The sequence below is a fragment of the Psychrobacter sp. TS_SC_6 genome (assembly GCF_056156305.1).
The window spans coordinates 1,503,408-1,520,351 of sequence record NZ_CM149590.1 but is presented as its reverse complement, the minus strand read 5'-3'; the positions used below and the strand labels follow the sequence as shown (position 1 = coordinate 1,520,351).

Here is a 16,944-nt window from a genome sequence, read left to right as displayed (position 1 = left end):
TATAGGGGTTATAACGCAATATTAAAACTACTTTTACTATATTGATTCAATGTGAACCTATTGCTTTAATTGTCCAGCTTTCTCTAGCCTCTGATTTTAGCATCTAGTGATGCGCTGGTTCTTTTGATATAGGTATCTCTTTACCATCGCAATCAAACAATTTGCCTTCAGTAAAATAATCACCTTCATATAGATCAATCATCACTACAGGACGTACCGAGCGGTCTTCTGTACCAGCAACAAATACGGACTGTTGGTCTGAATTACCTACTTTTAAGTGGTTAAACAACAAGTTTAGGGCAATGGCCATAATAGCCGCAGAACTGATACCTGAATGAAAAATCGTTGCAAACCAGTCTGGAAATTGATCATAAAATGCTGGCGCGGCAATCGGTAGCATACCAAAACCGATGGAGGTCGCAACGATGATTAGATTCATATTATTGGTGTAATTGACTTGCGCAAGCGTGCGAATACCACTGGCTGCAACCGTACCAAACAAGACGATACCGGCGCCGCCAAGTACGGCGGTAGGAACGGTAGCGATAACACGACCCATAATCGGCATCAAGCCCAAAATAACCAAAATAATACCGGCGTAAGCGACTACAAAACGGCTTTTAACACCCGTTACAGCAACTAGGCCTACGTTTTGTGCGAAAGCACTTTGAGTAAATGAGCTAAATATCGGTGCAATCATACTGGCTGCCATGTCGGCTCGTAGTCCATTACCCAGACGTTTTGAATCGATATCCGTCTCAATAATATCGCCAACCGCCAAAATATCTGCTGACGTTTCAACCAAAATAACCAATACCACGATAAACATAGAGATAATTGCCGCAATCTCAAAGGTTGGCATACCAAAATGGAACGGTGCTGGAAAAGCAAAAATAGAGCCTGTCGTAATACCAGAGAAATCAACCAGTCCTAACGCCCAAGCAGCAAAAGTACCAATGACCATCGCCAATAGAATCGATAAGCGACTGATCGCAGCATTGCCAAGCTTACTTAGTAATAACACCATTGCTAGCGTGAAGCCAGCAAGACCAATATTGGTCATACTACCAAAGGTAGGTAAGTTGCTGTTGCCGCCCATTGCCCAGCGGGCAGCGACTGGCATCAAGGTTAAACCAATGGTGGTAATGACCGTACCTGTGACTAATGGCGGAAAGAATTTGATAATTTGGGAGAAAATAGGCGTGATCAAAAAGCCCAAAGCAGAGGCGGCAATGACAGCACCAAACACAGAAGAGAGTCCGCCCCCCGTTGTCACAATCGCAACCACGGTTGCCACACTCGCAAATGATACACCTTGTACGAGTGGCAGCTGACAGCCAAAGAATGGCACACCAATCGTTTGCAATAAAGTCGCAAGACCACCGATAAATAATGAGGCAGCAATTAATAAGCCGATTTCAGCGGGCAATAACCCAGCCGCCTGCCCTACAATCAAGGGAACCGCAATAATTCCACCGTACATGGTCAGTACGTGTTGAAAGCCATAAGCAATATTGGCGCCAACACCCAAGTTTTCATCTTCTGGGCGGGCAACTGCCGATTGAGAAGTAGATTTAATATCCATATTAAATAGCCGTCCTTCGTGTTCTGTTGTTTCTGTTGGTGATATGTTCTAGGCTTGTTCTTCGATAACTCCTAGAATGGGACTCAAGATTGTTATTCATTTTTAGTTGTCAATCTTTATCTTTGTCAGCTATAACACCACTTTTTTATAGCGGCAGATAGCGCTGTGTATAAACTGAATTTGACATTAGAATAGAGATGAATACTGCATAAAATATTTGAATCAGGATTCTGATGCGTTTTTAGCATACCGCTTATTTATCATAACTGCTAGCTATTATTGACCAAATGGTCAGGTTTTTTTGTTAGCAAGACAAATATAGCCAAAATTGATACCCATAACCATCAGAAATAAAGCCATGATTGCATCAACAAAAACGGTTTAATGACTAAAATTTCCAATATATTTAACCTATTAATTCACATTGATTAAACGGACATCAGACCATGCTATTACCCCAAGACCAATTGACTGAGCTGGTACGGACACTTGAAACCCAGCAACATGTCTTTGCTACTGATCCGCTACTTATCACCGAAAAATTACAAGGCGAGGATGGAAAGCCCATCCAAAAACTGCACCGCCGCGCCTCACGTATTGATAGTAACGGTGCGTTGGCAAGGGTATTAGGTAAGATAGACGGACGCATAAAGAGCATCATGGTAATCATGAGTGTGGTGTGGTGTCTCTCTGGATTTTTGGGATTGTTTACGCTGCTCCAAACCAATGTGGTTAATTTCTTTTACGTCTTGGTATGCTTATTGGGTTTTCATAGTCTTATGCTTCTGGGCTGGCTAGTCATGACGCTTATCAATCAAGGCAAGCAGTCTTCAAATTGGTTTGCTAATTTTGTCAGTCCCAGTTATTTGATACGTGGTAAAGATGATGTGACTAAGGCGGCAGTTGAGCTATACGAGCGTCAATTGCAGCATAGCGGTATGCGTTGGTATTTGGGCAGATTTAGTCATCAGTTATGGCTTGCCACACTGACTGGTATGCTGCTTGCGATTATTTTTCTGTTGATTGTGCGTCAATACAGCTTTAGCTGGGAGTCAACGCTGCTGTCAGATCAGGCGCTAATTACTTTGACGCAAGTACTTGGATGGTTACCAAGTATGGTTGGATTCGATGTTCCGGACAGTACGGCTATCGTACAGAGCCGATTGGTAACTGATGCTATGCCTTTGTCTGTCGCACGGCAATGGGCAGGCTTGTTGGTTGGTAGTTTGCTCATGTATGGGATTGTTCCACGCGCAATTGCATGGGCATTTTGCGCCTTGATGTTCCGCCGTAAAAAGATGCGTTTGGATATCAAGCTGCCTTATTATCAAAAGATTTTGAATTTTTGGCAGCGCCATGTGGTTGATGCTGATGATTTTAAGGAAGCCCCCGCGCCTATCGCCCCAAAAGCCCAAGTCAGTGCTGGCAAAAAACTGGTTGCGCTATTAGAGTATCCAGCGGAGCAAAACCAATGGTGGCAGTCGGGTTTCGATACAGGCATTACTGATACGACTGATATTGAGAATTTTGGTATTCTTGATGACCGTGAAGATATGGTACGGCTAAAGGCTTACCTAGATTCAAATCCGGTACAGGTATTGCTTGGTATTCATTTTAAAGCGCTGCCTGACCGTGGTACCTTGCGTAAACTTGATCAGATCGCCAATCATGCCAAACATGGGTTGATTGTACAATTGTTAAAGGACGATAGCCTGAGTCTGACAGATCACCATAATACGGACAATGATATTGTAAATGCTGGTTCAGACTCGAATTTAGAAAAACAACATATTCGTTATCAGCAATGGCAAACCGCCCTATCTGCTCGAAAAATCGGTTTGATTAATAACTGATTTTAGACGATGGATTATTGAACTCATAACTCATACCGAAAGATAGATCAATTTGTTCTACAATAAATGGCTATGATGTTTTTGGATACTACCAATCAATATAAGATTCTACAATATAAGACTCTATTATGAATAACGACAATAATAATCAGGGAAATAATGCGCAGAACAGCCTGCAAAAAACTGATAAGCCTGCAGGGCTTTTTGCTGATAAAGCGTATGACGTTGATCCTCAAGCATCTGGATTAGCCACACAGTCATCAAGTGAACCAGAGACTAGCTACAGGACAGCTAAAAAAACCATCGCTAGTGGTGAGGCATTAAAGCTTGCGGTCGTTGGTCATACCAATACGGGTAAGACCTCTATATTGCGTACCCTATTGCGTGACGTTTATTTCGGTGAAGTAAAAAACGAAGCCGCAACCACACGCCATGTAGAACGTGCCCAACTGACGGATAGTCAAACGGGTGAAGTGTTGGTGGCTCTATATGACACGCCAGGTTTGGAGGACGCATCAGGGCTGATGGATTGGCTTGAGGATAATACCGCCAGTCGCCGTGATGGTATTGAGCGCTTACAGCAATTCTTGGCAGCAGACATTGCCCAAGCTGATGATGCCTTAAGTAATAATGATGGTAATGAGGATTATAGCCAAGAAGCAAAAGTTATCCGGCAGCTGCTAGCAAGTGATATGGCCATTTATGTTGTCGATGCACGTGAGCCGGTACTTGGTAAATATAAAGATGAGCTGGCTATTTTATCGTGGGCCGCAATTCCTGTTATGCCGGTATTTAATTTTACTGATGCTCAGGATGCCAATATTGATGATTGGCAGACTATGCTGGCAAGACGTAACTTACATATCTCAACGCGCTTTGATTCTGTTGCCTTTGAATTTAACGATGAGATGCGTTTATGGCAGAATCTTGCGACTATGCTTACCCATTCTGAGATGCTTGAGCAATTAATGGCGCGCCGTACTGAAAACTGGGCACAGTTATATGATGAAGCCAATATTATCATTGCAGATTTTTTGTTAAACGTCGCGGCTTTTGTCCGAGAGATTGGCGAAGATGATGATCCCATGCCGGTATTACAGCAAATGCAAGAAGCGGTTAGACAGAGTGAACGTACAATGCAGCATAATTTGCTCAGTTTATATAAATTTTATGACAATGACGTAGCGGCAACGCCACTTGAGCTACAGGCCTATCAGCAAGACCCGTTCGACCCCGAGCTTCTCAAAAGTTATGGCATTCGCACCACATCAGGCGCGGCGGCTGGCGCGTTACTAGGATTGGGTATTGATGCGGCGGCTCTTGGTACAACCTTGGGGTTAGGTGCTGCCATCGGTGGCATCGCAGGTGGATTGCTATCCAATACTGGCAGTATCGCCGATAAAATATCAGGGGTTAAGCGGTTATATATTGACCCTGCAACATTGACTCTGCTAGCTATTCGAGCCATAGATTTGCTCACTGCGCTACGGCACCGTGGGCATGCAGCAACAGACGCGACCCAGCTAATATATAAGGGTGAGTCGTCAATTGATAGCGATGAGAATAGTAATACCATCACCATCACGCCATGGGCAACGCACAAACTGCCAAGTGAGCTAAAAAAAGCTCGTGGCAAACCGCAGTGGTCATCACTCAGTAGTAACAAGTCTGAGCAAGCACAGTTATTACGCGCAGATATGGCATGGTCGCTGGCAAGTAAGTTGTCGTCTTATCAGCGTCAGCCATAATGCATAAACGTGTTTAAGATAATATCTCTTACTGACAGGCTTTATGATGGTGGGCTTACTAATGCACTTAAGGCATCAGTACCGCGTACGTCGGTTTGCTGCAGATATATTGGGTATAGCGGATAATTGTGAAAAATTTGCTCAATATCTTGCATTAATTGCTGTTGGCGCTCAGCACGATGCCGCCAAAACGTATCGGACTGGGTCGGAGCTATCAACTGGTTGATAACAATCGCAGCTAGCATAAGCTTACTGTCTTCTAACTGCTCTATCGCTCGCTTTGTTTCAGCCAGTGGCAATACATCAGCCGTCATCACTAATACAATGGCGGTTTGTGTACGGTCATGAAGCAGTAACCCTGCCTGACGAAACAGCTGTTTGCGTTTTTCTAGTACGGATACCGCTTGCTCCCAGCGGTCAGTTTTTTTTTCGGCAAACGGATTAGCCAAGTCATTTTTATTATTATCTTGTTTGTGACTGCCTAAATGATTCGCCACTGACCGCAGTTTTGCTTGCCTTCGTTGCTGAGCGAGCAGCCCATCTGTCCACGCGCCCATCATCTCAGGCAGCACTAATAATCGCAGTGTATGCCCTGTCGGTGCGGTATCAAAAATAATATGTTCATAGCCAGCATCTGCTGCTGCAACCAAGTGTTGGCACATAGATTCGAGCATCGCGGCTTCTTGTGCACCAGGTGCTGATTTTGATAGCCGTAGATGCTCGCGAATTTTTGGCATCATATCTGGGTTTGCATATGAGCTAATGGTGCGTTCAACTTGGGCAAAATGCTCATCAACGATGATGTCAGGGTTTAGTTCAATAGCGTCCAAATAAGGAGTTACGACTGTTTTTTGATTTTTCAGCGGGACTTTTAACACATCACCCAAGCTATGTGCCGGATCAGTTGAGACAATCAGCGTCTTTTTACCTTGATTGGCATAGCAGCTGGCAAGTGCAGCGGCAGTGGTGGTCTTACCTACTCCGCCTTTGCCACCGATAAATATAATCGGCTGTGTCATTAATTGCTCTACCAATGCAGGCAATGGATGTAATGCCATACTTTTATCTCGTTTTAATTAATTCAAAGGAAACTAACAACAACCAACATGATCAAAGGGACATCTGTCCATGCCCATGCGTGTATGCCATTCATGGAAATTCTCTAAAAACAAAGGCTGCAATTCTAGTGTATAGAAACTGGCAGGATTATCGATACCTAAGCTTTCCGAAAACATCAGTAGCATAAAAAAATCTTCCTCATCACGCGCGGCGCGTGCCATCGTCTGGCGATACGGCGCATGATAGAACTCGTTCAGTCCTGCCGCAAACCGTTGCCACCATGGCTCAATATTTTTTATAGGTTTTGTCATATTTGTCGTTTCCATAAAGACTTTTATTTTGCGTATGCTTATTATCTATCATGCCTATATGAGACAAAAAACGCCAGCAATTGCTGCTAGCGTTTTAATTGACATCTCGTTAATTACTTAACTAGGCATAAAACATGGCTTAAAGGTTGCTTTTACCTCTGTGTATTGACCATTCTTTACGGAGTACTGATAGACTCTCAAACGTCACTAAGATTGTGGCTATCAAGATAATGATATCCATAATAATAAGCAGCCAATTACCGTCATTGAAAAAGGTTTTAAGCTGAATCAATAATGCAAAGACAGTCATGACTAGTAAGAACGACAATGGTCCTAAGGTATACCATACTGGTCTGCCTTTACGTAACAAGATGACCGTGACAATCATCAAGGTTAATGCTGCCATTAGCTGATTTGTCGTGCCAAATAGCGGCCAAATAATCATACCACCAGCACCATCAATGCCACCAGCACCAAAGGCTAATAACAAACAGCTGCCAACAGCAAGCAATGTTGCCACCACACTTTTATTTAGAACAGGCAGTTTATAAATTTCACCAAACTCTTGGAAAATATAGCGCTGCAAACGTACCCCAGTATCCATCGTGGTGCCAGCGAACAAGGCTGCCATTACCGTTAGCATCGTCTGTGATAAAACCATATCAATGCCGACGCCTGCATTCAGTATGGTGGCACCGCCATCAATAAAGGCACCAATCGAGCCGTCACCAAATTTTTGATAAACGGCTTGCCAGTCGCCAAGGGTTGCAAAGCCTGCGGTTGCCGCGAGTATCGCACCAAGTGCTAGCATGCCCTCACCCATGGCACCGAAGTAACCAACGAATCGTACATCTTCTTCTTTATCAATCTGCTTAGACGTCGTACCCGTCGCTACCAAACCATGAAAGCCTGAGATTGCACCACAAGCAATGGTCACAAATAATAAAGGCAACATAGATGGTGTACCGATTGGCAATGCTGTGTTGATCGCTGGCGCGACAATATTGGGAGTTGCAATAAAGATAGCGGCATATAATAAAATCAGACCGACAAATAACTGCAAGCCATTGATGTAATCGCGCGGCTGCAACAGCATCCAGACTGGTAACAAAGACGCGATTGCCGCATAGACAAACAAAATAATAATCCAAACAGCATTGTCAGGTAAGCCTAAGAACGTCTCAGGTAACACAATGGGGAACATAGGACCAAGATAAATAAGTCCATATAAAGCCGTGACTCCAATGATTGATACCCAAACCAGATTCATCTTATAGCGATAAATGCACTGACCGATGATAAAGGCGACTATCAAAGCACCCCAAACTGGCAGCACAGCGGATGGGGTCTTTATCATCATATTAGCAATAGCGACGCCGAATACCGCATTTACCATGAGTAATAATAAAAAGATGACAATCATCATCAAGCTACGTACACGTGTACCCATGACCGTACCGGCAATCGAGCCAATCGATTGACCTCGATTGCGCATGCTTGCCCAAATGGCAGACATGTCATGGACACCCGCCATAAAAATAGTACCTAATACCACCCAAATGATAGCAGGTACCCAGCCCCAAATAACCGCAATGGCAGGACCAATAATCGGCGCTGCCCCTGCGACTGAAGTAAAATGGTGTCCCCACAACACATATTTATTAGTGGGAATATAATCTACCCCATCCTTCATGGTATGCGCTGGCGTGGGGATACTATTATCCAATGCCAAGATTTTAGTGGCAATAAATTTTGAATAAAACAGATAACCGCAAAGCATAGCGGCAACAGCAAACAATAGCACGATTGCACTATTCATCTTATCTCTCCTTAGACAAGTAATGGGTAGCCTTATAAGTTCAAGCTTTTTAATTTAGAATATAAAAAATATGTTAAATTAGTCTTCGGCGGGTGAATCAGAGCACCTGACCCTACGCAATTAAGCAGTTGATAGAAGTTTTATCATATCATCATCCATTAATACGGCTGAAATTTATAGTTAGCAGACGTCATCAGTCAGTATATGATATGGTGAATCTTTGGTTGGTAACCCATTTAAATACTAACCGATTTAACGAAGAATGTAACGCTAGTTAAACCTCGAAAACAACAAATAAAGGAAGCACAATGGCGCATTATTTTGGATTTGTACCTTCAGATAAATTAAAAGCATTAATCGTTGAAGCTGAGCAAATCGTTGCATCGAATGAGGAAGTACCATACTACCCATATCGCGATGCTTTAACGCATCAGACTGCGCGTGATCTTATTGATAATTTATTGGTTGGTCTGGTTGACATTATCCCAAATCCTGAACGCCAAGCGTCCATGCGTAAAGTGGTTGTCACTGTTGAACGTGCGACCGATACCTTGCTTAATATTTTGCTGGGTAAAGAAAATAACGAAGAAGTATTGCCAAGCTTCCATTTTCTAAGAGATCGAGCAACCTTTATCGATAATGACGGTCTAAAACGTGTGGGTTTTAAGCTCACAGAACAACATACTGCCATCATTCAAAAAGGTTTTGCAGCCATTACTCCTGAACATGTCGATACCAAGGCATTTAAAACCGCACTTGAAACCATGAACGAGGAAACTTTAAATCACTTTATTAGCCGTTTTGCTGAAACCTTAAAATTGGGTATGATTAAACGCAAATCTGTGCCTGTTGCCAAAGCAGCTATCGATAAAGGCATGAATATGGCACTTAATAAGTTGTTACCTGATTTGCCAAACAGCTCATTGAATCGCTTGGCGAACTATTACCGCCCTTTTATCGTAGAAAAGCCAGAATAAGTGCCAATATTTGATTAATTTTGCCCCAAAAGCCAGTTGGCATTGGGCATATTCACTAAAATTTGCTAAAATAAGCGGCACTTTTTACCAAAGGCACGTCCGATGACCCAAATCAGCAATCAAGAAATTGAAAAAACATTACGTAACTCAGAATGCCTAATCAGCAGTATAGAAGTTGCTGCTGCTTATGAGCGTTTAGCCGCACAGCTCAATCTGCATTATGCTGGTCTAAATCCGATTATTATGGTCGTTATGAATGGCGGGCTTATCCCAGCCGGTCAATTACTGACTCACCTTACTTTTTATCATCGTATGCATTATATCCATGCATCGCGCTATCGTGATAACGAAGGAACCAATGAGCTTGATTGGAAATTTAAGCCTGATGTTAACATTGAGGGCGAGCATGTCTTATTGATCGATGATATTTTTGATGAAGGCATCACCTTAAAAGCAGTGGTTGAAGAATTGAGCAAGGAAAAGCCTTTATCAATTGAATCATGTGTTCTCCTCAATAAAGAGCATGATCGTAAAGTTAAAGGTTTCGATGTTGATTTCGTTGGTATTAATGTTGCAGATCGCTATGTTTATGGCTGTGGTATGGACTTCCATGGTTACTTACGTCATCTGCCTGGTATCTACGCTATTAAAGAAGACAAGATTTAACCAGTTTTTGGCTGACTTGATAGCATACTAAAAAAGCGCCCAATGGGTGCTTTTTTATTGCTTATTGATAAGTATATGTATTTGAATATTTTTTGATAATGCATGCGATAAACAGTAATTAAAACTGCAATGCTAGACCTGTATGGCGCTCAGTCGGCATCTGAACGGCTTTTTCAAAAGCATGTTTCGTACTATATATGGTCACCTGTTTTTTAGCACGGGTTACCGCCGTATAAATAAGCTCTTTGCTCAAAAGCCTTGCATGACTATTATCGAAAGTAATGGCCACATGATCAAACTCAGATCCTTGCGATTTGTGAATGGTCATTGCATATGCTGTGGCTATAACGTCTTCATTTAGCAGATTGACAGCAATTCCCTGTGTTTTATTCTCAAAAAAAACTTCAAGTCGGCTTCTCTCATCTCCTGTATACAAGCAAAAACCGATATCGCCATTGAACAAACCAAGTTCATAGTTGTTTTGTAAAATCATAACGGGACGACCATGGAACCATGTATTTTGTCCTAGCGGTAGCTTTAGTTCAGTAAGATGCCATTGAGTGATATGGTTATTAATGTAGTGATCACCCCACTCGCCATTATGACCAGCACTCAAGACTCTAAACTGGTTAAACGTTTGCATTAATGAAGCAATTGTACTTTTTATTGATTCTGGCACGGATTTTTCTATTGGATTCTTTAGGAATGATTTAATTTTGCTTAGGTACGGATAATAATTTAGAGTTAGGTTTGAAATAATTTTATGATTGCTTAGGCTATTTTGTATCTTATTATCTATAACTGTCTCTATTTGTAACGTATTTACATATTGAAAACTCAGTGCCTTGTCCTGCCTTAACAACTGCCAAATAGCTTGAGTATCTGCCTCTGTCTTATTAATTTGATTGGCAAGCTTCCCAATGCCTGAGTCTGCGCTAAATCGGCGACTCTCAGTTAGCTTTGCATGTATAGGTTGTAATAATGGAATGCGGCATAAGTCAGCCAATACTGCTCCAGCATCTACTGCGGCTAGCTGGTTCGCATCTCCTAACAATATAAGCCTTGCGCCCGGTTTTACCGCACTCACAAGGTAATTAGCCAGTTCTACCCCTAGCATAGATGCCTCATCGACAATGATAATATCTTCGCCGAGTGGATTATTTGCATTGTAACGAGGTCTACCTGTTCGACCAATGCCTAACAAGCGATGAATGGTCTTGGCTTCTTGCAGTTGTAGCTCCACATTCGCTCCATCTAGAGCCGCTTGTAAAGACTCTTGCATTCGCTGGGCAGCCTTACCAGTCGGTGCCGCTAAGGCTAGGCTGGCACTGTCCGTACTGAACCGAATCTTTCCATGCTCATCATCCCCACTCTCTGAAGCTTGTTGCAGCGCTATTACTAATTGAGCAACCGTATAAGTCTTACCTGTACCTGGGCCACCAGTAATAATACTAAAGGCATTGTTATTAGCGACATTAATAGCCATTACCTGCTGCTCATGTAGGTTTTCCGGTATCGCTATCTCTAAAGGGGTTATCTGTTGGTTCAATATAGTATTAATGTGCTGTGCTAAGTTAAATTCTGCTTGCCAAGCTCGATGTAACCAAAAAGTGATCTTAATATTTTGTGTATCAGCTTCTGGTTTATTAATATGCTGATACACAATAGGTCGATTATTTTTGCTTAGGCTATTTTTATTATTGACGTTAGAATTAGCGTCAGCGAACAAAGTATGCTCATGAATGGACTGAATAAAGGAATTTAGATTCGTGTTTTTTACTATCTGATAAAGTGCAGCAACCACATCAAAGCGTCTGCTTAGCATCTCTTTTTCACGATTGGTGAGTGCCAGCTGTGCCCATAGCTGAGCTCGCTTACCAAACATGATGTCTAGCAGAATAAATAAGGACATCTCAGCTGTAGAATCATCCTCTTGCTGAGTAACTATTTGAATGTCAATCAGTGCTAGGATTGGTGTTGCTAGCATCTCTAATAATTGCTGCTGCCAAGCATACAGGGTGACTAGCTCGCCATTGATTTGACCGCTGAGCGGCATTTCATGCTCAGCTGCCTCAATGGTTAATACGGTATGCCCCTCTTCTAAATGAGTGGCCAACATAACAAATAAAGCAGTAAATAAGCCATTTTGTTCCGTCTTATCTATTTGCTTACTATCAGTATTAACCTTTGCCTCAGTGACGTTATACGCTAAGTGCGTTTGCTGACGGCGCAGCAATATATAATCACTGATGTTACTAGCCCAGCTTTCTTGTAAGCTAACGCCCACTCTGCTCTTATTGTTATTATTACTCATAGTATGCTTGTCTCTATTTTTATCCAGTTAGTCGCTATCATGATTGTTTTTTATTTAATTCGCTATTTATGACCCACTAATTTGGCATGCCAAATAACGCATCTAAGGCCTTAATGAACTCAATTGGAATATCCCACGTGATTAATCCATAGCGGTCGTTGTGCATTGAGTGGCTATTATCAGCCTCTTTAACATCTTGGGATAGATCATCAGCTATTTGAGAATGTGAGCTATACACGCCCCGTAAAAAAACATATTCGACAGCGCCAAGATACTTTTCTTCATTACCTGCGTAATCACTAATTCTCATTGCAAGGAAGCGATGTAATGCCACTTGATAAATCGCGGCCTGTAGCCAATATCCTGCCTTTGACATGGCTTGTTTGAGTGTACTTTCGTTATAATCGCTTAGGCTATTTCCTAAAAAATTACTTTTGTAATCGACAACGTAATACTTGCCAGCATACTCATATACCAAGTCGATTTCACCTCGTAGATAACGATACAAATGCGTTTTGTGTTGTGGAACAAGATTGACATGCTTGTCCACCTCGTCCGGCAGATACTGCTGAAATAAGCTATTAATATCTTGAGCTTTAAAACGCTCTGACAGCCCCATATTAAACTCTAATTCAGCAAACCTTTGACTTGCATCAATAGAGCGTAACGGTTGATTGGACGCTAATAACGGCACCTGTAGCACCTCTTCGATCCAAGCAATTAATGCCTCATGCTTTGTAGCATCAATTGAGTCTACATTAACTGGACGACTGTCTTCTTTCTTCTTCGCCTGTAATAGTCGGTTTTGCTGTTCAGCGCTACTATAAACCAGAGGCAGCTGATAACTACTGACGGCTCTATCAATTACCTGAGACCACTGCGATTTATTATTGAAATCAATTTTTTCAAATATCTCATGCAAAAACGTACCGGCATTGGCGCCTTTGACAAAAGTAAAACGGATATCATCCTCTGATTTGAAGCTCAACTCACTGATTGGTTCCAAAGACTTATTATTACTGGACGATACTATTGACTCTGTTATATCAATGTCTAAGGCATCATCCATACGTTCATCCACCACAGCCAGCGCCTGTGTGGATTCATCTAGCTGACGGGCCAAAGCCGTAAAACTGGTCTTAGCCCAACCATAAAAGTAATCTTGTTTCATTACATCTTTGAAGGCATTGTAGATGATAGGCTCTGTTGTGTATTTAGTAGTGGCAAGCTGGATATTATCGTTTAAGTCTGTTGATTTAGCATAGTTATTGTCATAGAACTCATTGACGTTATGCCCTCTGATCATGCCTATGGTGCCTTTGAGCCTATCAGGCAAATCAAACTTTGCCTCTAGTGATTCCAACCAATAGAACGCTGGCTTTAATTCAAAACCTGTTTTGTTATTAGGATCTCGCAACACCACATATAGCTGCTCGCTGGCACGCGTAAATGCCACATAACCAAGCCTGCGAAGCTCATCAAAGCCCTCTTGTGTCTCGATATCAGTGTAATAGCCTTCGGTGGTCACAGAACCCTGCACAGGTGAGAAGCGGCGCTGGTTGCCTGTTGATTGATGCTCTGCCGATTGATGCATTAAAATCGACGGAGCTTGCTGGGCGTTGTATAGATACAGCCCATATTTTTCGTTGTTTCCTGACTTCCGACTAGCATCACCCATACCCAGTACATAGACAATGGGAAATTCAAGCCCTTTGGACTTGTGAATGGTCATCAGCTGCACGCCAGACTCTGTCGGTAGTGGATACTGCTTAGCCCAATCGCTGTTGGGCGCAGCCTCTATATTTTGTCTAAACCACGCCAATAGTTCGTGCTCACCCATGCCGATGCCATACTGCGCCAAGACATCCATCATATGACGCAAATCCATGATGTGACGAGCACCATCTGGATGAGACGCTAGCGCTTGCCAAACACCTTGCGGCTGCACGGGATTTTTATCTAATAAGTAATGTAATGCTGACAAGATACCAAAGTGCTGCCAGTTTTGAGCCCCTTGTTTTAGATAGGTAATAAAATCTTGATAGCTTTTTTTATTATTAACTGCTTTCGTACTAGCGCTACTTAAATGACTACCCTCTGTCACTCCTGATTCATGGTCAATCATCATGGCTTTGACTTCTTTAATACTCAGTCCATACAGATGGCTGGTCAGCACCCGATTGATCATGTCATGACGATATGGGTATAGCATGGCACTCAGTAGCGCCGCCACATCCTCTGCCATGATGGTTTCAAAAATACTAACATCACTAGTAGTCAAGGTCGGTACATTGAGTTTTACCAGCTCATCCTCAACCCGTTTTAAATCTTTTTTGGTACGTGCCAGCACACCGATATCACTGGGCTGAATCGGTTTGCCTTTTAATGTCTCATCACTACTGAGTAAAGTCGCTATATGACGGGCGGTAATTTCAAACTCATCATACTCAAGCTCTTTATCATAAGGTAGGTGCAACAAGCTCACTGGTTGAGCAGAAAGGACTTCTGTCACTAAAGCACTGTTTTGAGTCGTTGGCTCATTAAACCAAGACAGCTGGTTTTCTGGTTTCGCAGCTTTGATATGCTGATAATAAATACTGCTACCTAGCTGTGCTAATTTATTCTCATGAGTCGTTATCGTTGGCATGCCAAACCAGCAATTAAGTGCATCAATCACACCAGCGTTTGAGCGGCGATTGATATCGAGCGTCCAAAGGGCACTTTTATCAAACTGGGCTTTCATATAGTTATAGTTGGCTACATCGCCGCCACGAAACCCATAAATAGCCTGCTTAGGGTCTCCAACCAATAATAAAAACTCATGGCTTGTCTTCTTGGTAGCTGACTTTCCATCATTATCAGCAACCTTGCCCTTTTTCTTTGGTAAATAGATACTTTCAATCATAATGGCTTGCTCGCCATTGATATCTTGCGACTCATCAATCAGAGCAACCGGATAATGATGACGAATATAACGTGCCAGCTTCTCTCCTTGCCGACCCGTTAACGCTTGATTTAAGCGCACCATTTGCAAACTAAAAGTGGTTTCACCGCGCTCTTCTAAAATGACTGGCAGCCTATCACGAACTGCCAGCACGATATGGCGATTAAGGTTGGCTGACACCAACAAAATATGCTGATTTAAACTGTCCAGTATATCTAAGATAACCATTAACCTACTAATAGTCTCTAGCGCAAAAAGCGTCTGATGCTCTTTTTCTTTATTCTTATTGAAATTCTTGATTTTGCCATCTTCATTTGGATATCTAGCATCTTGTAGCGATGTCAGAATCTTATTTTGACGCTCATTTAAATAGCTATTAAATGAGAGTTGATATTCAGCTATCTTTTGATGCACCTCAATAATGGCATCAAAATGATTCATTAAATTAGAGCGCCCATTAAACCCTTGAGACTTTCGATAGTCGGGGTTTAAATACGGCTGAATATCTGCTAAATCCAACTGAGAAAACTCATTAATTAGCTTTTCGTATGCATCAAAGTCAAAACGCTGCTCCAGCTTTATCTCATCAATCGGCGCTGAAATAAAATTAAGCGACCGAGTCACATACTTTTTATGATTGCTAACCGCAGTCAGCTTGCCTTGCTGATCCATTAGCGCATATAGTTTAGGCTCGTCGTGATACAGTCTGCTTTGGAACTGTCTCAGCTCATCATGAATGATACTGTCAGTAACCTGCTCAATACTGCTGTCTTCAATAATAGCCATACCTTGCTGATGACCGGTCTCGCTACTGTATTCAATCAACCACTTTTGCGCCAAACTGTCGAGTGTGCCTACAAACAGCTTATCCAACGTGGTTAGTACTAGCGCAGTGCGTCGAATGGCCTCCGCCATTGGATAGCTATGGACATGATCAAGTAAAAACCCAGTCAAATGCAAATTAATGGGATCGTCCATAATGGCGTCTAAGCGTGCATATTTAGCCTGTTCTACTAGCCATTTTTTACGCTTTTCTTTTGCCTGTGCACGTTTTGTAGCAGCAGCCTGCTTATCAGAGACAAAGTCTTGATTGAACTCATCAGCGCCTATTTCAGCATTTAAATTCGTACTTGATTTTTTGCCATCTTGTTTATCCTTATTACTTTCAGGTGTTACCTGTAGTACATCAGGATACAAAGCCTCCTTGTTATTGGGTTCAGCACTGAGGCTATTCACCCATTGTAATAGCTGATAAAAATCTACCAAACGATCATGAATACGCTGACGCATCTCAGCAGCGGCAGCTCGAGTAAAGGTAGTGGCAATGATCTGCTCTGGCGCACGGCGTGCTTCAATGAGCAGTCGTAGCATAATGCCTGTGAGTGTCCAAGTCTTGCCTGTACCAGCCGAGGCTTCAATAAGATGCCGACCCATCAGTGCAACATCTACCGCCGGTATCACATCCGCCTTTTGCTCAATCATATCATCACTCATGGCGTCACTCTCAGATGTATGAGTCAGCGTATCAAATCGGTTATGTGACTCATCTAGGTACTCATTGGGTAAGTACGGCTGTATAGATATATCAGCTATATCAGTAAAATTAGTCATAGGAGCCTATACTTTTTATTATTAACAATTAAACCAAAGGGCAAAAATCAACCATTC

Annotated in this window: 10 protein-coding genes; 4 read left to right on the top strand and 6 right to left on the bottom strand. The window is 42.3% G+C overall.

All coding sequences use genetic code 11. From position 1 onward, the window contains the following. Window positions 1-103 precede the first annotated feature (103 nt). Window positions 104-1,585: a nucleobase:cation symporter-2 family protein gene (locus AC0J5Y_RS06460; protein WP_475129927.1), complete on the bottom strand. Its 1,482-nt coding sequence runs from the start codon at window positions 1,583-1,585 to the stop codon at window positions 104-106. 446 nt (window positions 1,586-2,031) lie between these two features. Between AC0J5Y_RS06460 and AC0J5Y_RS06455 the strand changes: the two genes are divergently transcribed. Then, window positions 2,032-3,438 carry a DUF2868 domain-containing protein gene (locus AC0J5Y_RS06455; protein WP_475129926.1) on the top strand — a complete coding sequence of 469 codons (1,407 nt, stop codon included), beginning with the start codon at window positions 2,032-2,034 and terminating at the stop codon, window positions 3,436-3,438. 128 nt (window positions 3,439-3,566) lie between these two features. Continuing rightward, on the top strand, window positions 3,567-5,186 hold the full coding sequence (locus AC0J5Y_RS06450) for a DUF3482 domain-containing protein (protein ID WP_475129925.1): 1,620 nt from the start codon (window positions 3,567-3,569) through the stop codon (window positions 5,184-5,186). Between the two features lie 41 nt (window positions 5,187-5,227). On the opposite strand, the gene AC0J5Y_RS06445 is transcribed toward AC0J5Y_RS06450, so the two are convergent. The 3 genes from AC0J5Y_RS06445 to AC0J5Y_RS06435 form a co-directional block, all read right to left on the bottom strand. Continuing rightward, window positions 5,228-6,244, bottom strand: coding sequence for an ArsA family ATPase (locus AC0J5Y_RS06445; RefSeq protein WP_475129924.1), 1,017 nt, complete (start codon window positions 6,242-6,244; stop codon window positions 5,228-5,230). 33 nt (window positions 6,245-6,277) lie between these two features. Continuing rightward, on the bottom strand, window positions 6,278-6,571 hold the full coding sequence (locus AC0J5Y_RS06440; RefSeq protein ID WP_475129923.1) for a cory-CC-star protein: 294 nt from the start codon (window positions 6,569-6,571) through the stop codon (window positions 6,278-6,280). A gap of 124 nt (window positions 6,572-6,695) precedes the next feature. Beyond that, window positions 6,696-8,375 carry a carbon starvation CstA family protein gene (locus tag AC0J5Y_RS06435; RefSeq protein ID WP_011513628.1) on the bottom strand — a complete coding sequence of 560 codons (1,680 nt, stop codon included), beginning with the start codon at window positions 8,373-8,375 and terminating at the stop codon, window positions 6,696-6,698. Between the two features lie 308 nt (window positions 8,376-8,683). On the opposite strand from AC0J5Y_RS06435, the gene AC0J5Y_RS06430 reads away from it, so the two are divergent. Beyond that, window positions 8,684-9,352, top strand: coding sequence for a hypothetical protein (locus tag AC0J5Y_RS06430; protein WP_475129922.1), 669 nt, complete (start codon window positions 8,684-8,686; stop codon window positions 9,350-9,352). A 102-nt stretch (window positions 9,353-9,454) separates the two neighbouring features. Next, complete coding sequence (locus AC0J5Y_RS06425) at window positions 9,455-10,018, top strand: hypoxanthine-guanine phosphoribosyltransferase (protein ID WP_475129921.1); 564 nt, start codon at window positions 9,455-9,457, stop codon at window positions 10,016-10,018. Window positions 10,019-10,136: 118 nt separating this feature from the next. Here the strand turns inward: AC0J5Y_RS06425 and recD are convergent, their stop codons facing one another. Further along, window positions 10,137-12,332 carry an exodeoxyribonuclease V subunit alpha gene (gene recD, locus AC0J5Y_RS06420; RefSeq protein ID WP_475129920.1) on the bottom strand — a complete coding sequence of 732 codons (2,196 nt, stop codon included), beginning with the start codon at window positions 12,330-12,332 and terminating at the stop codon, window positions 10,137-10,139. Between the two features lie 76 nt (window positions 12,333-12,408). Continuing rightward, complete coding sequence (locus tag AC0J5Y_RS06415) at window positions 12,409-16,887, bottom strand: UvrD-helicase domain-containing protein (RefSeq protein WP_475129919.1); 4,479 nt, start codon at window positions 16,885-16,887, stop codon at window positions 12,409-12,411. Window positions 16,888-16,944: the final 57 nt, after the last annotated feature.